Genomic DNA, 20,651 nt, shown 5'->3' with positions numbered 1-20,651 from the left:
TTCTCATTCGAATCTCCTCAGCTCACGCTACGAGAAAATTCTACTTATGCAGCCCCTTAACCATGGGGAGGATTACCCGCCGAACCTCGGGGAGCGCGAATGACCGGTTTGGTGGTGGCACCGTGGGCGCAATACCGCAGTGCCGTCAGGCGGCTTCCCCGCCCTTCATGTCGTTTGTCGATCTTCTGAATGACGCCACGTTGGCCCCCGCCGTGGGATATATTCTGGGCTCTGCGATCGCCCACAATAGCGAGATCCCGCACAAATTCCGCCCGGTCGGCAAAGCCACGCATCGCTTTCTGGACTGCGCTTGTGTCCCGCGGCCCTTTCTGGCATGGGATACTATTCGCGTAACAAAATGAATTTGCTTAATTCTATTTCAGTAATGGTGGGCCCGGAGGGACTCGAACCCCCAACCAAGGCGTTATGAGCGCCCAGCTCTGACCATTGAGCTACAGGCCCACGCTGCTGCCTTGCGTAAGCAGATGATCCCAGCGCGTCAAGCGAGCGCCGCTTCGGCGGCGACTGCAACTGTCTGCGCTTCGGGCATGGGCAGCGGGCGCCAGCCGCGAAGGGGCTCGGGCTGGTGGAAGCTGCTGGTCTCGGCCGGGGTGAAGCGCAGGGCGGCGCCGGGGGCGGCCATGCGGGTGATCACCACCTGGCCCCCGTCCTGGCCCCCGTCCTGGCCGCTGTGCCAGTCGATCAGGTTCAGATCATTCGCCCCGCCGCGCAGCCGCGTCGACAGCGTGGTGCCCGATTGCACGCAAAGGATCGCCCGACCCTCATTGCGCACCGCATAGGGGGCCGCGGCCCAGGCATGCAGATGCCCGCACAGAACCAGATCGGCCCCGGCCTCGGCCAGGGTCTGGGTCGCCTCTTCAACCCCGGGCATCGGCGCCTTGCCCGATTGCGGCGGCTGGATCAGCGGATGGTGCAGCGCCACCACCCGCAATTGCCCCGGCCGCGCCGCGCGCAGCCGCTTTGACAGCCGCGCCAGCGCGCCGGGCCGGATGCGCCCGCGTTCCCAGGCATAGGGATCGGCGCTGTTCAGCCCGATCACCCGCAGCGTCTCGGTCTCGGCCATGGGCTCCAGACCCGGCGCGATGAAGTGGCGCCAGCGCGAGAAGGGCGCGAAAAGCCGCAGGAACGGGTTCCACAGCGGCATGTCGTGATTGCCGGGGATCGAGATCACCGGGCCGGGCAGGGCCGCCAGAAACGCCGCCGCGTCGCGGAACTGGCCGGGCCGGGCGCGTTGGGTCAGATCGCCCGAGACTACGGTCAGATCGGGGCGCCAATCGCGCGCCTGTTCGATCAGCGCCTCGGGCAGGCCGGGGCGGATCATGCCGAAATGCAGGTCGGAAAGGTGAAGAAGTCGCGCCATGTCCCGCCTCAGGCCGCCAGACCGCCGGGCGCGGTGCCGGGCGCCGTGACTGGGGTGCCGGCCATCCTAGCCGCTTCTGCCGCGGGGACCAACACGTTCAGCGCCGCGGGCAGGTGCCGGAAATGGAAGGGCGCCTGCATCTTCTCGCGCTCGCCATCGCGGGCGAGGCTGCGGCGCGGGCTGCGCGTCTCGATCAGCACGTCCTGCCCGCCCTCCAGCGTGAAATCGCGATAGGGCCGGGCGCGGCGCAGCGCCATTTTCAGCGCAAAGCCCAGCAACTGCCAGCGCCGCAATTCGGGCGCGACATAGATCGCCAGCTGGCCGGCGCGGATCAGATCGGCGCCTTCGGCCATGCCATACTGGTCCAGCTGAAAGGCATTCTGCGCGATGAAGACCATCGGGCTGCGCACATGGGTGGTGCGCCCGTCGACCGTGATGCGCAGCCGGCTGGGCCGGTCATAGCTGCACAACAGCCGCAGCGCCGACCAATAGGCGGTGACGCGCGACCGGCCCCAGCGCGCATAGGCCGCCTCGCGCCGCTCGATCAGCGCGGGATAAAGGCCCAGGCTTGCATTGTTCAGGAACAGCCGGCCATTCACCTCGCCCACCGGCACGGCCATGACCTGGCCGCCGATCAGCGCCTGGGCGGCATCGGCCGGGTCGGGCGGCAGGCCCAGGCTGCGGGCGAAGAAGTTGAACGTGCCCAGAGGCAGAATCCCCAGCGCCGCCGGGCTGCCCAGCAGCGCCTCGGCCACTGCCGTCACCGTGCCGTCGCCGCCCGCGGCGATCACCGTGGCGGCCCGGTCGCGCGCCCGCCGCGCCTCGGCCTGCAGCGCATGGCCATGGCGGATCAGCCGCAATTCGGGCTGAAGCCCGGCCGCGGCCAGCGGTTCGGCCAGATGCTCGATCCGCGCCTGCTGCCGGCCCGAGCCCGCATTGGCCAGGACGATCACGGGTCCTTGCATGGTCTGTCTCCGATTGCCTCGGGGGGAAACGCGGCCGGACCGCGGCGGTTCCCGGCGCGGGGGCCTTGCCACAAGGGGCGCGGCGGCGCGATCGCGGCGGCGCGCGTTGCGCGGCAGGGCGGGATGGCGTATGGGGGCCGCACTGGCGGCACGGGCCAGGATGGGGGCCGCAGACGGGGCCCGGCAACGGCGGGGAAACGGGCGATGAGCAAGGGCGGCGTCACAGGACACAACGGGCTGACCTATGCGGCGGCGGGGGTCGATATCGACGCCGGCAACCGGCTGGTGGACCGGATCAAGCCGGCCGCCAAGGCCACGAACCGGGCCGGCACGATGGGCGGTCTGGGCGGCTTCGGCGCGCTGTTCGACCTGAAGGCCGCGGGCTACAATGACCCGGTGCTGGTGGCCGCGACCGATGGCGTCGGCACCAAGCTGCGCATCGCGATCGACACCGGAAATGTCGATACGATCGGCATCGACCTGGTCGCCATGTGCGTCAACGACCTGGTCTGCCAGGGCGCCGAGCCCTTGTTCTTCCTGGATTATTTCGCAACCGGCAAGCTGGATGTCGACCAGGCCGCCCGCATCATCGAAGGCATCGCCCAGGGCTGCGCCCAGTCGGGCTGCGCGCTGATCGGCGGCGAGACGGCCGAGATGCCGGGCATGTATCACAAGGGCGATTTCGACCTGGCGGGCTTTGCCGTGGGCGCGATGGAGCGCGGGCAGGATCTGCCGCGCGGCGTGGCCGAAGGCGATGTGCTGCTGGGGCTTGGCTCGAACGGGGTTCACTCGAACGGCTATTCCTTCGTGCGCAAGGTGGTGGAGCTGTCGGGCCTGGGCTGGGATGCCGACTCGCCCTTCTGCGACGGCACGCTGGGCGCGGCCCTGCTGGCGCCGACCCGGCTTTACGTGACGCAGGCCCTGGCCGCGATCCGCGCCGGCGGCGTGCATGGGCTGGCCCATGTCACCGGCGGCGGCATCACCGAAAACCCGCCGCGCCTGTTGCCCGAAGGCCTGGCCTGCGAGATCGACCTGGGCGCCTGGACCCTGCCGCCGGTGTTCCGCTGGCTGGCCCAGACCGCCAACATGGCCGAGGCCGAGCTGCTGAAGACCTTCAACTGCGGCATCGGCATGGTGCTGGCCGTGGCCGAGGACCGGGCCGAGGCCATCGCCGCCCTGCTGACCGAGGCGGGCGAAGAGGTGTTCACCCTGGGCCGGATCGTCCCGGGCGAGGGGGTCGTCTACAAGGGCCGCCTGCTGTGAGCCCAGCGCAGAAGCGCGTCGCCATCCTGATTTCCGGGGGCGGCTCGAACATGTTGAAGCTGGTCGAAAGCATGGGCGCCGACCATCCGGCGCGGCCGGTTCTGGTGCTGGCGAACGACCCCGCCGCCTCGGGCCTCGCGCGCGCCGCGGCGCTGGGCGTGGCCACGGCTTCGGTCGATCACCGGCCCTTTGGCCGCGATCGCGCCGCGTTCGAGGCGGCGTTGCTGGAACCCCTGCTGGCGGCCGAGCCGGATATCCTGTGCCTCGCGGGCTTCATGCGGGTGCTGACGCCCGGCTTCGTCCAGCGCTTTGCCGGGCGGATGCTGAACATCCACCCCTCGCTCCTGCCGAAATATCCCGGGCTGCACACCCATCAGCGCGCGCTGGATGCGGGCGATGCCGAAGCGGGCTGCACGGTGCATGAGGTGACGGCGGAACTGGATGCCGGCCCGCTTCTGGGCCAGGCCCGGGTGCCGGTTCTGCCCGGCGACACCGCCGAGACGCTGGGCGCCCGGGTTCTGGCGATGGAGCATCGGCTTTATCCCGCCGTGCTGCGCCGGTTCGCGGCGGGCGACCGGACGCCGGTGCTGCTGGGCTAAGCGGCCGGCCGGCGCAGCGCCTCAGGCCAGGCGCTGGCGCAGGACGCCGGCTTCGTGCCGCGACAGGCAGCGCAGGGCGGGCAGGGCGGACTGACCCAGCGCCAGTTCGGGGAAAATCGCCTCCAGCTCGTCCCGCGCCTCGCGCGGAAGGGCGGCCAGCGCCATCGGCCCCGGCAGCAGGCTTTCCGCCATCACCCCCTCGGCACAGACGATCTCATGGCTGTCGAAGGCGATATGGACATAGTCCACGCTGGGCACCGGATCGCGGCGGATGCGGCTGCCATCGACCAGGTGACAGGCGGCAACCAGAACCTCGGGCTCGCCGAACAGCAATTCGGCCTGCCAGCCGGTCACCAGGATGCGGTGCTGCGGCGAGACGCGCAGCGCCCGGCCATTGCCGAACGTGCCCGCGGCAATGCGGATCGGCGCGAAGCGGCCGAGGCCGCAGATGCTGCGCCGCCCGATCCAGGCCACCGGGCGCAAGCCGCTGTCGCGGGTCCAGACCAGATCGCCGGGGACCAGACGCTCGATCTCGACCGCGCCCTGCGCGGTGCGGATCCGCGTGCCGGCGGTGAAGCAGATCACCAGTTCCTGCGGGGTCTGGGCCAGGGCATCGAAGGGCAGGCGGTTGCCCAGCGCTTCGCCCTCGGCGCCGCTGTAGATCACCGTGCCCGAGCCCACGCCCCCCACATCGAACAGCACCCGGGACGGGCTGGAGAAGACCTGGTATTCCGACCCCGAGGCCCGGCCCTGGAACATGTCGTCCTGCGGGTTCAGCGAGGAATACAGCAGCTTGCCCTGCGGATCGGCCTCGGAATAGCTGTAGACCGAGACCATCTGGCCATTCTGGAAGAAACCCACGCCATTGTTGACCTGGTTCACGACGACGCGGAAGATCTCGGTCGAGCTGCCAAGGGGCTGCACGCCCTTCAGCGTCACGGTCAGGGCCATGCCATTGCCATTGGACGTGGCGCTGGAATAGGTGCCGATCTGATCGCCGCGCAAGTAAAGGGTAACCGATGCCAGCCTTCTGCTCCGTCTTTTCCGATCCGTCCCGGGGGACAGAGACGCCCTGAATGGGCAGAGCCCGGCGATCCCCATCGCCAGACTGGCAGCAGGATATTGTTAACCCTTTTTCGGCCCAGTCGCAACCGCGGCCATGTCAGGTGCCCGATTTTTCGACGAAAAATCGCCGCCCTACCGCGGCGGGCCCGAGGGGCGGCTCAGAACGAAGGCCGCGCCGATGGCCATCAGCACGCCTTGGGCGATCAGGATGCGCGTGCCAAGACCCGCCCAGAGGCTGATCAGGAAGACCGCGGCCATCATGGTCACGGCCAGCGCCTTGGCCCGTGGCCGGATCGCGCCGCTTTCCTCCCAGTCGCGGATCGGCGGGCCGAACAGCGGATGGTCCAGCAGCCAGCGATGCAGCCGCGGGGACGAGCGGGCGAAACAGGCGGCGGCGACCAGCAGGAAGGGGGTTGTCGGCAGAACCGGCAGCACCGCGCCCAGAAGGCCGACGGCAAGGAAAGTCAGGCCAAGGGCCATCCAGAACGTGCGCATAGGGGTCACCTGCCCGGGCGCGACAGCGGCAAGGGGCGGCCGGGGCTGGAGAAGGCTTGGCGCTTTGGCCGGCGGGATGCAAGCCCCTGATCGCCGCGGGCCGATCGGCTTCCGGTCCGGTTCCGCTGCTGTTTCGGCGCCGTTCTGGTCCGTTCCGGGCCAATCCGCCTCTCATGACGCCGCGTGCGGGGCGGTTGCAGCCGCTTCGGAACCGCGAAAGTCTTTTCTTTCTGGCGGCAGAGTCCTATAGCGAAGGAAAATCTGCGGGACGACCCCGTGACACGATCCCAAGGGGGCCCATGCGCACCATCACCACGACCGAAGAGCTTGCCGCCTTCTGTACCGCCGCCAAGGCCGCCCCCTATGTGACCCTGGATACCGAGTTCCTGCGCGAGCGGACCTATTGGTCGAAGCTGTGCCTGATCCAGATGGCCCTTCCGGGCAAGGACGGCGAGGCGGTGCTGGTCGATCCGATCGAGGGCGATGGCATGAGCCTGGAACCCCTGTACGATCTGTTTCGCCACAAGGACACGGTGAAGGTCTTCCATGCCGCAAGGCAGGATCTGGAAATCTTCTTCGTCGAGGGCGGCGTCTTCCCCGATCCGCTGTTCGACACCCAGGTCGCCGCCATGGTCTGCGGCTTCGGCGAGCAGGCAGGGTATGAAACCCTGGTGCGGCGCATCGCCAAGGCCAGCCTCGACAAGACCTCGCGCTTCACCGACTGGTCGCGCCGGCCGCTGTCGCCGGCGCAAAAGGATTACGCGCTGGCCGATGTCACCCATCTGCGGGTGATCTATGAATGGCTGGCGGCACAGCTGCAGAAGAATGGCCGGGCCGCCTGGGTCGAGGAAGAGCTGGCGATCCTGACCGATCCCGCCACCTATACGGTCCTGCCCGAAGAGGCCTGGCAGCGGATCAAGACCCGCACCAGCTCGGGCCGGTTCCTGGCGGTGGTGCGCGAATTGGCGCGATTCCGCGAAAGCTATGCCCAGGCGCAGAACGTGCCGCGCTCACGCGTGATGAAGGACGATGCGCTGCTGGAACTGGCCTCGACCCGGCCGCAAAGCCTGGAAGAGCTGGGCCGGTCGCGGCTGCTGCTGCGCGAAGGCCGCAAGCCCGAGATCGCCGAGGGCATCCTGGCCGCCGTGAAGGCCGGGCTTGAGGCGCGGCCCGAGGATCTGCCCAAGGTCGACCAGCCGGCCGATCAGCCGCAGGGCAATGGCGCGCTGGCCGATCTGTTGCGGGTGCTGCTGAAGGCCAAGTCGGAAAGCCTGGGCGTGGCGCCGCGGCTGATCGCCTCGGCCGCCGATCTGGATGCGATCGCGGCGGGTCTGCGCGATGTCGAGGCGCTGCAGGGCTGGCGGCGCGAGGCCTTTGGCGAGGATGCGCTGCGCCTGTGCAAGGGCGAGGTGGCGCTGTCGGCGCGTGGCAACGAAGTGCGGGTGGTGCGGCTGTAAGGGCCGGCCCCTGCGCGCGCGGCCCGCAGCCGCGCGCCCATGCAAATCCAGGCTTGCGCAAATCCAGGCTGGCGCAAATCCGGATCGGGCGGCGAAGGCCCGGGCGGCGGCCTAGCGCCCGGCCGCCCGCGCGTTGGTTGCGCCTTGCACGACGATCTGGCGCACGTCGCGCAGCTTGACATTCGACAGGCTGATCGCCGCCGTCACCTCGCGCGAGCGCGGCGTGTTGACATCGGCCGTGTCCACCGGCGGGAACAGCCGGAACTCCAGGATCAGCACGCCCTCTTCGGTCATCGGCAGCGCCACCAGATCGGCATTCCACCAGCCCTGGGTCGGCGTCCGCCCGGTGGCGCGCACGATGGCGCCGGTCGGAACCGCATCGACCTCCATCGTCAGCACCTCGGCCACCAGCGGCCGCGGATCGCCCGGCTTCTGCGGCAGCGCCGCCTTCTCGACCGGCGCAGAACGGCCGAACCAGTTGAACGGATTCAGCTTGCTGTCACGCACCGCCCCACAGCCCGCCAGGGCAAGGACCAGCACAAGAACCGTCAGGCGCTTCATCGGGGGCTCCTTCTCTTCCTGTTCTGGCTAGCCTACCCGGCGCGGTTTGAAAAGCCTGCCTGTCCCAGTCCTCCGCCCGGCGCGGCGACGCGGCTCTGGACCTTCTGCCGCCCCGGCATTACCTGAGGGGGGAAAAGGAGCCCGCCATGGCCACCGAAGCCTTCGAAGAGATCGCCGAGACGCTGGAATTCCTGGACGATTGGGAAGAGCGCTATCGCCATGTGATCGAGCTGGGCCGGGCGATGCCGCCGCTGGATCCGGCCTTCAAGGTGCCCGCCTACAAGGTGGATGGCTGCGCCAGCCAGGTCTGGCTGCGGCCGCGGATCGCGGCGGGCAAGTTCGATTTCGAAGGCGACAGCGATGCGATGATCGTGCGCGGGCTGATCGCCATCCTGCATGCGCTTTATGCCGGCCTGCCGCTGGCCGAGGTGGCCCGCACCGATGCGCCGGCCGAACTGGCACGGCTGGGGCTGAACGACCATCTCTCGGCCCAGCGCTCGAACGGGCTGCGCGCCATGGTCGAGCGGATTCGCCAGACCGCGGCGGCCGCGCAGGGCGGGGCCAGCGGCTAATCTGAACTCAGGCTGACCAGATCGGGGTCGAAGGCCAGGTATCCGGCCAGCGCGCGCAGGGTGGCGCGCGGGGCCTCATGGCTCCAGGCCAGGATCGGGCCCGGCTTCGGCCCGGTGTCAGCCGCCAGCGCATAGAAACAGGGATCGCCCTTGGCGGCGCGCACCGGCGGGCGCGGGGTCAGCAGCGCCATCGCCACATCTTCGCGCGGGAAATACAGCACCGGCGGACGGTCGCCTTCGCACAGTTCCAGAACCCGCGCGCTGTCGGCCAGCAGCAGACCGCCGCGGCGGGCCTGATGATGCCCGCCCGCGGGGCGGATATGCAGCTGCGGGGAATCGGAGGAACCAGCCATACAGAGACACTCGATACAAAAACACGGCCAATGCTGCGCCAGCGAAATGGCGCGCGCAAGGCCAAAGCGCGGCCGGGCCCGGGCCCGGGCGGCGGAAGCGGCGGCTCAGATCGGCCGGCAGGCGCTTTCCAGCCAGATCGCGGCCTCGGGCGACAGACGACCGCCGATCCTGGCCCGCACCTCGGCATGATAGGCATTCAGCCAGGCGCGCTCGGCCGCGGACAGCAGGTCCGACAGCACCAGCCGCAGATCGAAAGGCACGAAGGTCAGCGTCTCGAAGGACAATTGCTTGCGCATGTCGCCCAGGGGCGGCGCCTCCTGCACCACGATCAGGTTTTCCAGCCGGATGCCGAAGGCGCCTTCGCGATAGTAGCCGGGCTCGTTCGACAGGATCATCCCCGGTTCCAGCGGCACTTCGCTGATCCGCGACAGGCGCTGCGGGCCTTCATGCACCGACAGGAAGGCGCCGACGCCATGACCGGTGCCATGGTCGAAATCCTGCCCCGCCACCCAAAGCGCATAGCGCGCCAGCGGGTCCAGATCGCGGCCCGACAGGCCAACCGGCCAGCGGACGCGCGAAATCGCGATCAGCCCCTGCAAGACGCGGGTATATTGCAGCCGCGCCTCATCGCCCGGATCGCCCAGGGCCATGGTGCGGGTGATATCGGTCGTGCCGTCCAGATATTGCGCGCCCGAATCGACCAGCAGCAATTCGTCGCGGCGCAGCGCCCGGTCGGTTTCCCGCGTCACCCGGTAATGCATGATCGCGCCATTGGGCCCCGATCCGGCGATCGTGTCGAAGCTGATGTCATGCAGCGCATTCGTCGCGCGGCGGAAGCCTTCCAGCGCGGTGACCACCGAGATCTCGGTCAACCCGCCCGGCTCCTGCGCATCCAGCCAGCACAGGAATTCCACCATCGCCGCCCCGTCGCGCAGATGCGCCTCGCGCATGCCTTGCACTTCGGCGGCGGTCTTGCGGGCCTTGGGCAGGCGGCAGGGATCGTCGCCCCAGACCAGCGCCACCTCGGCCTCGCGCAGCTCATCCGCCACGGCCAGGGGGGCGGTGGCGCGGTCGACCCGCACCGGGCCCGGCAGCGCATGCAGCGCCGGCACGAAGGCTGCGGGCGGGCGCAGCGTCACCTCGGGGCCAAGATGCGCGCGGACCGCATCGTCGAATTTTGCCGCTTCGGCAAACAGCGTCACATGGCCGGTGTCCATCAGGATCGCAAAGCCATGCAGCACCGGATTGCGCGGCACATCGGCGCCGCGGATGTTCAGAAGCCAGCACAGGCTGTCGGGCAGGGTGATCACCGCCGCGCGCTGCCCCGCCGCCTGCAGCTCTGCCGCCAGCCGCGCCCGCTTCTGGGCGCTGGTCTCACCGGCCAGCGCATCGGCATGGGCGAAGGCCCGACCCAGCGGAGCCGCCGGCTGATCCGGCCAGATCGCATCGACGAAATTCCTGACGGAACGCAGACTTACGCCGCTTCCTTCAAGCGCGTCCTCAAGCCGGGCAATCTCATCGGCCGTGTGCAGCCAGGGATCGAAACCAATCTCTCCGCTGGAAAGATGATCGCGGATCCAGGCGCCGGGCTTCACCTCGGGCCAGGGCACCGGGGTGAAGGCGCCCAGATCGACCTGCGCCTTGACCTGGGTGCGATAGCGCCCGTCGATGAAGACGCCGGCGATGTCGGGCAGCACCACGCAGAAGCCGGCGCTGCCGGTGAAGCCGGTCAGCCATTGCAGCCGCTCATCGCGCGCGGCGACATATTCGCCCTGATGCGCATCGGCCCGCGGCACGATGAAGCCGGCCAGCCCCTCGGCCGCCAGAGCCGCCCGCAAATCCGCCAGCCGCGGTGGGCCCTGTTCGGGCGTGGCGGCACTGTCGAAGCTTTGGAACATCGCGAAGCCCCTTCATCTGTTCCTAAATATCCCGGGCTGAGCCAGCGCGTCGCCATCGGTTCGAGACCGCTGGCGAAGGGGGCAGAGCCCCGGCGCGCGCGTCGGATCTCAGCTCGCGCGCTTGATCCCCGCCATGCGCGCCCGCGCCCGCGGATCGGGGTCGAACAGGCCGGCCAGCTGTTCGGTCATCGCCCCGGCCAGCTGTTCGACATCGGTGATCGTGACCGCGCGCTGGTAATAGCGCGTGACGTCATGGCCAATGCCGATGGCGATCAGCTCGACCGCGCGGCGGCGTTCGACCAGCGCAATCACGTCGCGCAGATGCTTTTCCAGGAAGCTGGCCGGATTGACGCTTAGCGTCGAATCGTCGACCGGCGCGCCATCGGAAATCACCATCAGGATCTTGCGCGCTTCTGGCCGGGCCAGCATGCGCCGATGCGCCCATTCCAGCGCCTCGCCGTCGATGTTTTCCTTCAGCAGTCCCTCTTTCATCATCAGCCCCAGATTGGGCCGCACCCGGCGCCAGGGGGCATCCGCGGATTTGTAGATGATGTGGCGCAGGTCGTTCAGCCGGCCCGGCTGCTGCGGGCGCCCTTGCGCCAGCCAGCGTTCGCGCGATTGCCCGCCCTTCCAGGCGCGCGTCGTGAAGCCCAGGATTTCCACCTTCACGGAACACCGTTCCAGCGTGCGCGCCAGGACATCGGCGCAGATCGCCGCGATCGAGATCGGCCGCCCGCGCATCGAGCCGGAATTGTCCAGAAGCAAAGTGACGACCGTGTCGCGGAACTCGGTATCCTTTTCCCATTTGAACGACAAAGGCGTCGTCGGGTTCGCCACCACGCGCGCCAGACGGCCGGCATCGAGAATGCCTTCCTCCAGATCGAACAGCCAGCTGCGGTTCTGCTGCGCCTGCAGGCGCCGCTGCAGCTTGTTGGCCAGACGGCCCACGGCGCCCTTCAGGGGCTCCAGCTGCTGGTCCAGATAGGCGCGCAGCCGTTCCAGCTCGGCCGGTTCGGCCAGATCCTCGGCCTTGATCTCTTCGTCGAAATCGGTGGTGAAGACGGTGTAATTCGGGTCGGCATCCGAATAGGGCGCGGGGGGCGGCGGCTCCAGCGGCGCCTCGCCCTCGGGCAGTTCGGCCTCTTCGCCTTCCTGCGTTTCGGCCTGATCGTCCATCGAGACTTCGGCCTGCGACTGGTCCTGCTGTTCGTCCTGGCTGCGCTCGGGCGAGGCATCGGCCTCGTCGCTGTCCTGGTCTTCCTGGCCGGCCTGATCGGGCTGATCGGTGTCTTCCTCGGCGCTGTCGCCGGGGTTTTCCTCTTCGGCGCTGTCCGGGTCGTCGCCCAGCTGGTCGCCATAGCCCAGATCGGAAATCACCTTGCGCGCCAGTCGCGCGAAGGCGGCCTGGTCGGACAGCGCATCGTCGACGCCTTCCAGCGTGCCGCCGGCCTGGTCTTCGATGAAGCCGCGCCAGAGGTTCATCACATTCTCGGCGCCGGCGGGCAGGGTGCGGCCGGTGGCCAGGCTGCGCACCAGATAGCCCGCGGCGACCGGCAGCGGCGCCTCTTGCGCATTGGTGATCTGGGCATAGCCCTTGCGGTCGGCCTCGGCGCCGATCTTGGCGTCGATATTGCCGGCGGTGCCCGGCATGTCGCGCGCGCCCATCGCCTCGCAGCGCGCCGTCTCCATCGCGTCATAGATGTCGCGCGCCAATTGCCCGACCGGGGCATAGCGGGCCGAGACCGTATCGTCATGGAACTTGCGCCGCAGGGCGAAAGCATCGGCCGTGCCGCGCGCCAGCAGCACCTCGTCCCGCGTCAGCCGGCGGCTGATCTGGGGCAGGCGCACGCCTTCCTTGTTCATGCCCGGCGGATCGACCGAGTAGGATACGGTCATCTCCGGGTCGTCCGCCATGGTGCGGGTCGCCTCGGCGAGGGCCTTCTTGAAGGGATCGGCGGGGTTGTCGGTCGGCTTGCTCATGGCCGCGACTGTCGCACCGGCGCAAGGGATCGGCAAGAGGAGGCGCGCGGGCGGAGTGCGGCCAAAATGCTTTTGCGGTGCAGCGCCGCACAGAACGGATGCGAGACTGTGGGATTGCGCGAAGGCCGAAGTCGGGTGATCTTCGGCATGTCGCATTCACCGGGCGGTGCTGCCCGAAACCAGGGACCAGATCCATGACCAAGCCGAAGATTGCCATCATCGTTTCCTCGACCCGTCCGACCCGTTTCGCCGATATCCCGACCGCCTGGATCAAGGCGCAGGCCGAGGCGCGCGGCGACATGGATGTCGAAGTGCTGGACCTGCGCGACTATCCGCTGCCCTTCTTCGACGAAGTGGCCTCGAACGCCTGGGTGCCCTCGAAGAACGAAGTCGCGATCAAGTGGCAGAAGAAACTGGCCGAATTCGACGGCTATATCTTCGTCGTGGCCGAATATAACCGCTCGATCACCGGCGCGCTGAAGAACGCGCTGGATCAGGCCTATGTCGAATGGAACCACAAGGTGGCGGGCTTTGTGGGCTACGGTGCCATGGGTGGCGCCCGCGCGATCGAGCAGCTGCGCCTGATGGCGGTTGAGCTGCAGATGGTGCCCACGCGCAGCGCCGTTCACATTGCCGGCGGTGATTTCTTCAAGGTCCATCCGGGCTTTGGCGGTTCGGGCAACATGGCCGATATCGAAGCCACGATCGGCGCATCGGCCAAGGCCACGCTGGACGACGTTCTGTGGTGGGCCAAGGCCACCATGGCCGCCCGCAAGGCCTGAGGCCTGCGCCGGTCGGGAAACAGGGGCGGTCCTTCGGGGCCGCCCTTTTTGCTGGCGGCGGCTGCCCCTCAGCCATGAAAAAGGGCGGCCGAAGCCGCCCTTTCCAAATCTGCCCTGTGCCGGGCTTACTTCATCGCCTGGCTGACCGCCGATTCCGGCAGCTCTTCGTTGAAGCAGCGCTGGTAGAATTCGGCCACGGTCTGGCGTTCCAGCTCGTCGCATTTGTTCAGGAACGAAAGGCGGAAGGCGTAGCCCACATTGCGGAAGATCTCGGCGTTCTGCGCCCAGTTCAGCACCGTGCGCGGCGACATGACCGTCGACAGATCGCCATTCATGAAGGCGGTCCGGGTCAGGTCGGCCACGGTCACCATCTGGCCAATCTTCTTGCGGCCCTCGGCCGTGTTGTAATGCGGGTTCTTGGCCAGGACGATGGCGGTTTCGGCATCATGTGACAGATAGTTCAGGGTCGCCACCAGCGACCAGCGGTCCATCTGCGCCTGGTTGATCTGCTGCACGCCATGGTACAGGCCCGTCGTATCGCCCAGACCCACGGTGTTCGCGGTGGCGAACAGCCGGAAGGACGGGTGGGGGGTGATGATCTCGTTCTGATCCAGCAGGGTCAGCTTGCCGTCATGTTCCAGAACGCGCTGGATCACGAACATCACATCGGCGCGGCCGGCATCGTATTCGTCGAAGACGATGGCAACGGGGTTGCGCAGCGCCCAGGGCAGGATGCCCTCGTGGAACTTCGTCACCTGCTTGCCGTCTTCCAGCTTGATCGCATCCTTGCCGATCAGGTCGATCCGGCTGATATGGCTGTCGAGGTTGACCCGCACGCAGGGCCAGTTCAGCCGCGCCGCGACCTGTTCGATATGGGTCGATTTGCCGGTGCCGTGATAGCCCTGGATCATCACCCGGCGGTTATAGGCAAAGCCCGCCAGGATCGCCAAAGTCGTGTCGGGATCGAATTTATAGGTCGGGTCGATGTCCGGCACCCGGTCGGTGCGGGTCTCGAACCCTTTGACCTTCATGTCGGTGTCGATGCCGAAGACATCACGGACCGAGATTTCTTCGGTGGGCTTCATAACGGTATCCAGCATCGTCAGGTCCAGTCTGCGCGGCATTTCGGGCTGGAAAGGTTGTGGATCATATCGCCGGGGGGTGCAAGGGGAGGGGATGCGCCCACCCCGGAGATGAAACATTTCGCCGCGCAGCCGCCCGATCCGGGGGCAGGCGGGCCGCCCGACCGCCTAGTCGCGGAAATAGCGGCTGTCCTTGATCTGGTCCCAGGCCCAGACCACTTCCTGCAGCTGTTCCTCCTGGCTGCGGTCGCCGCCGTTCATGTCGGGATGCAGCACCTTGATCAGCCCCTTGTAGGCCTTGCGAATTTCGGTGCGCGACCAGGTGTCGCGCGCATCGAGGATTTCCAGCGCCTTGCGCTCGGATGGCGGCAGCTTGCGTGTGGCGCCCGAGGTCGGCGTGGGCCCCGGGTTGCGCGTGGCCTTCTCGCCCAGGATCTCCATCGGGTCGTTGACGCCCATCCGCGCCCAGGCATTGCCATCGTCCTTGCGCGAGAAGGGCTTGGTCTCGCGGCCCCAGACCCGGTCCTTTTCCAGGAACTTGGCGAAATCGTCGTCGCTGGAGCCCTGGAAGTAGTTCCACTTCAGGTTGTACTCGCGGATATGATCCTTGCAGAACCAGAAGAACTGATCCAGCGCCTCGGGCGATTTGGGCGCGCGGAATTCCCCGGGCTTGCTGCAGCCGACATAATCGCAGGCACGCGCCGCGGATTCGGCGACGCCTGCGCCGCGGCGACCGGCGGATTTGCGCTTCTTGTCGGCGCTGACGCGCAGGTCGAACTCGAAGGGGGACTTGCTCGGCATGGGCAGGGCGGCCTTTCAGGGACTTTCCGACTTGTGTCCGAGCGGTCTTTCCGACTCGGGCGCCCAAGTTTAGGGGTTTGGCCCGCGGATTGAAGGGGGGGCGGAAAAAATGCGCGTGAAAGAGATGATCGAGACGCGGCTGCAGGCGGCCTTCGCGCCGGATCTGCTGGAGGTCGCGAATGAAAGCCACCGCCATGCGGGCCATGCCGGCGACGATGGCACGGGCGAAAGCCATTTCGCGCTGAAGATCCGCGCGCCGGCCCTGGCGGCGATGTCGCGGGTCGAGCGGCACCGCGCGGTGACGCGGGCGCTGGGCGATGTGATGGCGCGCATCCACGCGCTGGCCATCGACGCGGGCTAACGGCGCGGCCCGCCGCGCGGCCCGGGCCAGGCGATCGCCTTTTAAATCTTCTGTCGGGCGGCGCGGGCGGGAACCGCGGCGCTGCGCCTGCGTTGCTTCTGTACGAACCGATTGATCTCATGTCGACGGAAAGGACAGAACGATGATTCCTCCGCTTCGCACGCTTCTGATCGCACTCTGGGTGGCTTGCGTCGCCGGGGCTGCGGTGATCGCCGGACTGGTTCTGGGCTATTACAGCTGGGCGACCTTCGCGGTCGCGGGCGTGGCCGGTCTGCTGATCGGGGTCCCCGCTGCCTTGGCGAACTGGGTCCATCTGCGCCCCAAGCGCGCCCAGGACCTCGGCTACCATCTGACCAGCCAAATGGGCTGACGTCGCGCGAGCCGCAGGCGGAATCACCCCCCTCTCCGCCTGCGCGCTTATCGCGTCATGCTTATGTGCGCGGGACTTTGCACCGCTGCACAGCGCCGGTTCCGGGGGCCTGTTTCCCTCTCGAAACCCTCGGGGCCGGCGCACCCTGACACAAAGTGCCGCGCAGCCGGCCCCGCAGGCCCGTATGCAGGCCAGGATCTGGTCGGGTTCAGCCCGCGGCCTTGGCCTTCAGCCGCCATTCATGCAGCAAGGGCTCGGTATAGCCCGAGGGCTGGACGCGACCCTTGAACACCAGATCGCAGGCCGCCTGGAAGGCCACGCCCTGGAATCCGGGCGCCATGGGCCGATACAGCGGATCGCCGGCATTCTGGCGGTCCACCACCTCGGCCATCTTCCGCAGCGCCGCCATCACCTCGGCCTCGCCCACCACACCGTGATGCAGCCAGTTGGCGATATGCTGGGCCGAGATCCGGCAGGTCGCGCGGTCCTCCATCAGCCCCACATCGTTGATATCAGGCACTTTCGAGCAGCCGACGCCCTGGTCGATCCAGCGCACCACATAGCCCAGGATGCCCTGGGCGTTGTTTTCCACCTCACGCGTCACCTGCGCCGGGCTCCAGGCGCGGAAGCCGGCAAGCGGAATGTCCAGAATGCCGTCGACATGCGCCCGCCGCCCGCCCTTGGCCAGCCGCTTCTGCACCGCGAAGACATCGACCTTGTGGTAATGCAGCGCATGCAGCGTGGCCGCGGTGGGCGAGGGCACCCAGGCGCAATTGGCGCCCTGGCGCGGCTGGGCGATCTTCTCGTCCAGCATCGCCGCCATCAGATCGGGCATGGCCCACATGCCCTTGCCGATCTGCGCCTTGCCCGACAGCCCGCATTCCAGCCCGATATCGACGTTCAGATTCTCGTAAGCGGTGATCCAGCCCTTGCGCTTGATGAAATCCTTGCGGCTGAAGGGCCCGGCTTCCATCGAGGTATGAATCTCGTCGCCGGTCCGGTCCAGAAAGCCCGTATTGATGAAGGCGACCCGCGATTTCGCGGCGCGGATGCATTCCTTCAGGTTGACCGAGGTGCGGCGTTCCTCGTCCATGATGCCCAGCTTGACGGTGTTCGCAGGCAGGCCCAGCACGGTTTCGACCCGCGCCATGGTTTCGGCCGCGAAGGCCACTTCCTCGGGCCCGTGCATCTTGGGCTTGACCACATAGACCGAGCCCTGATGCGAATTGCGCAGGCCTTCGGATTTCTTCAGGTCATGCAGCGCGATGGTGACGGTGACCATCGCATCCATCAGCCCTTCAGGGATCTCGGACCCATCGGGCAGCAGGATCGCCGGATTGGTCATCAGATGGCCGACATTGCGCACCCACATCAGCGCGCGGCCCTTGACGGTGAAGGGGCTGCCCTGCGGATCCAGGAATTCGCGGTCGGCATTCAGGCGGCGCGTCATCTCGCGTCCGCCCTTCCGGAAGGTCTCGGCCAGGTCGCCCTTCATCAGGCCCAGCCAGTTCTCATAGGCCTGCACCTTGTCTTCGGCATCGACGCAGGCGACCGAATCCTCGCAATCCATGATCGCGGTCAGCGCGCTTTCCAGCTGCACATCGGCCAGCAAGGCCTGATCCCGCGCGCCGATGAAATGCGCCCGGTCGAAGACCAGTTCGACATGCAGCCCGTTGTTGCGCAGAAGGATCGAGTCGGGCGCCTTCGGGTTGCCGCGATAGCCCGCGAATTTCGCAGGATCGACCAGCGGCAGATCGTCGATCAGCAGCGCGCCGTCCTTGACGTAATAGCGCCGCACATCGGCATGGCTGGCGCCGGCAATCGGGAAGGCCTCGTCCAGGAACACCCGGGCCCGGGCGACAACCCGCGCGCCGCGGCCCTTTTCATAGCCGCCCGCCGGCGCGGGCGAGCCCATGGCATCGGTGCCATAAAGGCAGTCATACAGGCTGCCCCAGCGCGCATTGGCCGCGTTCAGCGCGTAGCGGGCATTGGTGATCGGCACCACCAGCTGCGGCCCGGCGACCGAGGCGATCTCCGGGTCCACGCCCGTCGTGTCGATCTGGAAATCCGGGCCCTCGGGCAACAGATAGCCAATATCGGTCAGGAAGGTCTTGTAGGCGGCATGATCATGCGGCTGGCCGCGGCGGGCGACATGCCAGGCGTCGATCCGGGCCTGCAGCGCCGCGCGCTTGTCCAGAAGCGCGCGGTTCTTCGGCGCCAGATCGCGGGCGATCCCGGCCAGACCCTCCCAGAAAGTGGCGGGGGCGATGCCGGTGCCGGGCAAGGCGCGCTTTTCGATGAAGGCGGCCAGTTCGGCTGCAACCTGCAGTCCGGCCTTGTCGATACGGGCGGTCATCCGACGCTCCTCTGGGTTCGGTATGCGGTGGCACACACTAGGCCCCCGGGCCCGCCCCCGGCAAGCATGGCGGGGCCTGTGATTTTCTTCAATTGCCGCAAAGCAGCTTATGGAATTTCCGAAGAATGGGAAAGCTTCGCCTTCTGGCTAAGTATTTTCTTGCCAGGCGCGCCGGCGGATGATTACTTAGCTGCATGGCTAAGCATGATACCGACCTTTCGGCCCTGTTCCAGGCCCTGGCCGACCCGACCCGGCGGGCGATCCTGGCGCGGCTGGCCGAAGGCCCGGCTGCGGTCAGCGATCTGGCCCGCCCGACCGGCCTGCGCCTGCCCACGGTGATGCGCCACCTTGAGGTGCTGGAGCAGGCCGGGCTGATCGACAGCAGCAAGGACGGGCGGGTGCGGTCCTGCGCGCTGGTGCCGCAGGCGCTGGCGCCGCTGCGCAGCTGGCTGGAAGAGCAACGCATTCTTTGGGAGGGCCGGCTTGACCGGCTGGAGGATTACGTGATGCAAGTGATGAAGGAGCAGGGCCAATGACCCCCGAAACGCTTCCCGGCTTCGATCCCGATCTGGATCTGGTGCTGACCCGCGACCTGGCCGCGCCGCGCGGGCTTTTGTATGACTGCTGGACCCGGCCCGAACATCTGGTTCACTGGTTCGTGCCAAAGCCGCACCGGGTGACCGCGTGCCGGCTGGACCCGCGGGTCGGCGGCGCCTGCGAGACGACATTCGAGGTCGAGGGCAATCTGATGGTGAACAGGGGCGTCTATCTTGAGGTGGTGCCGGGCGAGCGGCTGGTTTTCACCGATGGCTATAGCGAAGGCTGGAAGCCCGCGCCCGAGCCCTTCATGACGGCGATCGTCTGTTTCGAGGATCTGCCCGGCGGGCGCACCCGTTACACCGCGGTGGCGCGGCATCGCAACGCCGCCACCGCGAAATCTCATGCCGAGATGGGCTTTCACGACGGCTGGGGCACGGTGGCAACCCAGCTTGAGGCCTATGCACAGGGGCTGGCGCAGAAATGACCGGCAGCGCTTTCGCGACCCTAAGCTTCGAACGCAACGTCGCGGTGCCGCCGCCCACGCTGTGGCAGGCCTGGACCGATCCGGCGGCGCGGGCGGTCTGGTCGGCCCCTTCGCCCGCGGTCGAGGTTGTGTATCTGGAAGCCGACACAAGGCCGGGCGGCCGGGAAGTGTCGGTGTGCAAGGTGGCGGGCGCGCCCGACATCCGCTGCGAGATCGGCTGGCTGGCGATCGAGCCGGGCCGGCGCAGCGTCAATTCCGAACTGGTCAGCCGCGCGGGCAGGGCGCTTTCGGCCGCATTGGTCACCGCCGATCTGGCGGCCGAGGGCGCGGGCAGCCGGCTGCGGGTGACGGTGCAGCTGTCGTCGCTGGCCGAGGATATGGAAGCCGGCTATCGCCAGGGCTTCGGCGCCGGGCTGGACCATCTCTGCGCCCATGCGGCCGGGCTGGCCGAGGGGCGGACCATGCTGCTGGAGCGGCTGATCCGCGCGCCGCGCGACCGGGTCTGGGGCGCCTGGATGAATGCCGACAGCCTGCCGAAATGGTGGGGCCCCGAGGGGTTTTCCTGCCGGACCCAGCGCATCGACCTGCGGACGGGCGGCGAATGGCTGTTCGACATGATCGGGCCCGACGGCACGGTCTATCCCAATCACCACCTTTATACCTTGGTCGAGCCTCAGGCGCGGATCGACTATCAGCTGCTTTGGGGCGAGAACGGGCCGAAACATGCCGATGCCTGGGCCGCGTTCCAGCCGGTCGATGAGGGCACGAAGGTGACGCTGGGCATGGTGTTTTCCTCGGCCGAAGAATTCCAGACCGCAAAGGGCTTTGGCGCGGTGGAACTGGGGCTGCAGACGCTGGGCAAGCTGGCCCGGGTGGTTGGCGCGGCGTAAGGGCAGGCAGGCGGGGCGGGCTCAGCCCCCGGCAAAATGCTGGCCGCCCTCGGGCAGGGCGTGGCGGCGGACCGGCACGCCGTAAAGCCGCGACAGGGTTTCGGCCCGCATCGCCCGGCCCGGCGGGCCGCTGGCGATGACGCCCCCGCGCCCGATCAGCAGCGCCTGATCGGCCAGGGCCGCGGCCTGGTCGGGGTCGTGGCTGGACAGGATCACCCCGATGCCGCGCGCCGCCAGATCGGCAATCGCGCCCTGCACCCGCAGGCGGTTGGCGAAATCCAGGCTGGCGGTCGGCTCGTCCAGGATCATCGCGCGGGCGCCCTGCGCCAGCGCGCGGGCAATCAGCACCAGCTGGCGCTGGCCGCCCGACAGGTCGGTCACCGGGCAGGCGGCCA

The 20,651-nt window shown here is 68.0% G+C and carries 22 protein-coding genes and 1 tRNA gene; 10 read left to right on the top strand and 13 right to left on the bottom strand.

Translation table 11 applies throughout. The features are described from left to right. Positions 1-386: 386 nt before the first annotated feature. From K1Y73_RS17125 to K1Y73_RS17115, 3 genes are all read right to left on the bottom strand, one after another. Positions 387-462: transfer RNA gene (locus K1Y73_RS17125), tRNA-Ile, on the bottom strand. 37 nt (positions 463-499) lie between these two features. Continuing rightward, positions 500-1,381, bottom strand: coding sequence for a metallophosphoesterase family protein (locus K1Y73_RS17120; protein WP_225029527.1), 882 nt, complete (start codon positions 1,379-1,381; stop codon positions 500-502). Between the two features lie 8 nt (positions 1,382-1,389). Continuing rightward, positions 1,390-2,346, bottom strand: coding sequence for a diacylglycerol/lipid kinase family protein (locus K1Y73_RS17115; protein ID WP_225029526.1), 957 nt, complete (start codon positions 2,344-2,346; stop codon positions 1,390-1,392). A 204-nt stretch (positions 2,347-2,550) separates the two neighbouring features. On the opposite strand from K1Y73_RS17115, the gene purM reads away from it, so the two are divergent. Then, on the top strand, positions 2,551-3,609 hold the full coding sequence (gene purM, locus K1Y73_RS17110; protein WP_225029525.1) for a phosphoribosylformylglycinamidine cyclo-ligase: 1,059 nt from the start codon (positions 2,551-2,553) through the stop codon (positions 3,607-3,609). Then, positions 3,606-4,208: a phosphoribosylglycinamide formyltransferase gene (gene purN / locus K1Y73_RS17105; RefSeq protein WP_225029524.1), complete on the top strand. Its 603-nt coding sequence runs from the start codon at positions 3,606-3,608 to the stop codon at positions 4,206-4,208. The genes purM and purN overlap by 4 nt, the downstream gene beginning before the upstream one ends. A 21-nt stretch (positions 4,209-4,229) precedes the next feature. Here purN and K1Y73_RS17100 read toward each other — a convergent pair whose 3' ends face one another. Beyond that, positions 4,230-5,213: a Hint domain-containing protein gene (locus K1Y73_RS17100; RefSeq protein WP_225029523.1), complete on the bottom strand. Its 984-nt coding sequence runs from the start codon at positions 5,211-5,213 to the stop codon at positions 4,230-4,232. Positions 5,214-5,405: 192 nt separating this feature from the next. Beyond that, a complete protein-coding gene (locus K1Y73_RS17095; RefSeq protein WP_225029522.1) occupies positions 5,406-5,768 on the bottom strand; it encodes a YbaN family protein in 363 nt (120 codons plus the stop codon). A 299-nt stretch (positions 5,769-6,067) separates the two neighbouring features. Between K1Y73_RS17095 and rnd the strand changes: the two genes are divergently transcribed. Next, the gene (gene rnd, locus K1Y73_RS17090) at positions 6,068-7,225 is read left to right on the top strand and encodes a ribonuclease D (RefSeq protein WP_225029521.1); all 1,158 of its coding nucleotides are present in this window, start codon (positions 6,068-6,070) and stop codon (positions 7,223-7,225) included. 111 nt (positions 7,226-7,336) lie between these two features. Here the strand turns inward: rnd and K1Y73_RS17085 are convergent, their stop codons facing one another. Further along, positions 7,337-7,786, bottom strand: coding sequence for a hypothetical protein (locus tag K1Y73_RS17085; RefSeq protein WP_225029520.1), 450 nt, complete (start codon positions 7,784-7,786; stop codon positions 7,337-7,339). 146 nt (positions 7,787-7,932) lie between these two features. Here K1Y73_RS17085 and K1Y73_RS17080 point away from each other — a divergent pair, with 146 nt between their 5' ends. Next, positions 7,933-8,358: a SufE family protein gene (locus K1Y73_RS17080; RefSeq protein ID WP_225029519.1), complete on the top strand. Its 426-nt coding sequence runs from the start codon at positions 7,933-7,935 to the stop codon at positions 8,356-8,358. Here K1Y73_RS17080 and K1Y73_RS17075 read toward each other — a convergent pair. The 3 genes from K1Y73_RS17075 to cobT form a co-directional block, all read right to left on the bottom strand. Continuing rightward, complete coding sequence (locus K1Y73_RS17075; RefSeq protein WP_225029518.1) at positions 8,355-8,711, bottom strand: DUF427 domain-containing protein; 357 nt, start codon at positions 8,709-8,711, stop codon at positions 8,355-8,357. The genes K1Y73_RS17080 and K1Y73_RS17075 overlap by 4 nt on opposite strands. A gap of 105 nt (positions 8,712-8,816) precedes the next feature. Continuing rightward, entirely contained in the window at positions 8,817-10,610 is a 1,794-nt protein-coding gene (locus tag K1Y73_RS17070) for an aminopeptidase P family protein (RefSeq protein WP_225029517.1), read from the bottom strand. Positions 10,611-10,718: 108 nt separating this feature from the next. Beyond that, positions 10,719-12,590: a cobaltochelatase subunit CobT gene (cobT, locus tag K1Y73_RS17065; RefSeq protein ID WP_225029516.1), complete on the bottom strand. Its 1,872-nt coding sequence runs from the start codon at positions 12,588-12,590 to the stop codon at positions 10,719-10,721. 194 nt (positions 12,591-12,784) lie between these two features. Here cobT and K1Y73_RS17060 point away from each other — a divergent pair, with 194 nt between their 5' ends. Next, positions 12,785-13,372, top strand: coding sequence for an NADPH-dependent FMN reductase (locus K1Y73_RS17060; protein WP_225029515.1), 588 nt, complete (start codon positions 12,785-12,787; stop codon positions 13,370-13,372). A gap of 125 nt (positions 13,373-13,497) precedes the next feature. On the opposite strand, the gene cobS is transcribed toward K1Y73_RS17060, so the two are convergent. Both cobS and K1Y73_RS17050 read right to left on the bottom strand, forming a co-directional pair. Beyond that, on the bottom strand, positions 13,498-14,472 hold the full coding sequence (cobS, locus tag K1Y73_RS17055; protein ID WP_225029514.1) for a cobaltochelatase subunit CobS: 975 nt from the start codon (positions 14,470-14,472) through the stop codon (positions 13,498-13,500). Positions 14,473-14,622: 150 nt separating this feature from the next. Continuing rightward, on the bottom strand, positions 14,623-15,255 hold the full coding sequence (locus K1Y73_RS17050; protein WP_225029513.1) for a J domain-containing protein: 633 nt from the start codon (positions 15,253-15,255) through the stop codon (positions 14,623-14,625). Positions 15,256-15,364: 109 nt separating this feature from the next. Between K1Y73_RS17050 and K1Y73_RS17045 the strand changes: the two genes are divergently transcribed. Further along, on the top strand, positions 15,365-15,616 hold the full coding sequence (locus tag K1Y73_RS17045) for a BolA family protein (RefSeq protein WP_225029512.1): 252 nt from the start codon (positions 15,365-15,367) through the stop codon (positions 15,614-15,616). A 142-nt stretch (positions 15,617-15,758) separates the two neighbouring features. Then, entirely contained in the window at positions 15,759-15,986 is a 228-nt protein-coding gene (locus K1Y73_RS17040) for a hypothetical protein (protein ID WP_225029511.1), read from the top strand. A 208-nt stretch (positions 15,987-16,194) separates the two neighbouring features. Here K1Y73_RS17040 and K1Y73_RS17035 read toward each other — a convergent pair whose 3' ends face one another. Continuing rightward, positions 16,195-18,342: a malate synthase G gene (locus K1Y73_RS17035; protein ID WP_225029510.1), complete on the bottom strand. Its 2,148-nt coding sequence runs from the start codon at positions 18,340-18,342 to the stop codon at positions 16,195-16,197. 194 nt (positions 18,343-18,536) lie between these two features. On the opposite strand from K1Y73_RS17035, the gene K1Y73_RS17030 reads away from it, so the two are divergent. Genes K1Y73_RS17030 through K1Y73_RS17020 form a run of 3 tightly spaced genes read left to right on the top strand, consistent with a single transcriptional unit; the run spans position 18,537 to position 20,256 of the window. Beyond that, on the top strand, positions 18,537-18,878 hold the full coding sequence (locus K1Y73_RS17030; RefSeq protein ID WP_225029509.1) for an ArsR/SmtB family transcription factor: 342 nt from the start codon (positions 18,537-18,539) through the stop codon (positions 18,876-18,878). Then, entirely contained in the window at positions 18,875-19,366 is a 492-nt protein-coding gene (locus K1Y73_RS17025; protein WP_225029508.1) for an SRPBCC family protein, read from the top strand. The genes K1Y73_RS17030 and K1Y73_RS17025 overlap by 4 nt, the downstream gene beginning before the upstream one ends. Then, a complete protein-coding gene (locus K1Y73_RS17020; RefSeq protein WP_225029507.1) occupies positions 19,363-20,256 on the top strand; it encodes an SRPBCC family protein in 894 nt (297 codons plus the stop codon). The genes K1Y73_RS17025 and K1Y73_RS17020 overlap by 4 nt, the downstream gene beginning before the upstream one ends. A 21-nt stretch (positions 20,257-20,277) precedes the next feature. Here the strand turns inward: K1Y73_RS17020 and K1Y73_RS17015 are convergent. Next, positions 20,278-20,651: ATP-binding cassette domain-containing protein (locus K1Y73_RS17015; RefSeq protein WP_225029506.1), on the bottom strand; the 374-nt coding region annotated here is incomplete at its 5' end.

The organism is Xinfangfangia pollutisoli (assembly GCF_020179405.1).
Taxonomy (GTDB): domain Bacteria; phylum Pseudomonadota; class Alphaproteobacteria; order Rhodobacterales; family Rhodobacteraceae; genus Pseudogemmobacter; species Pseudogemmobacter pollutisoli.
The sequence above is the reverse complement of the archived record's forward strand: the minus strand, read 5'-3'. Positions and strand labels throughout refer to the sequence as shown.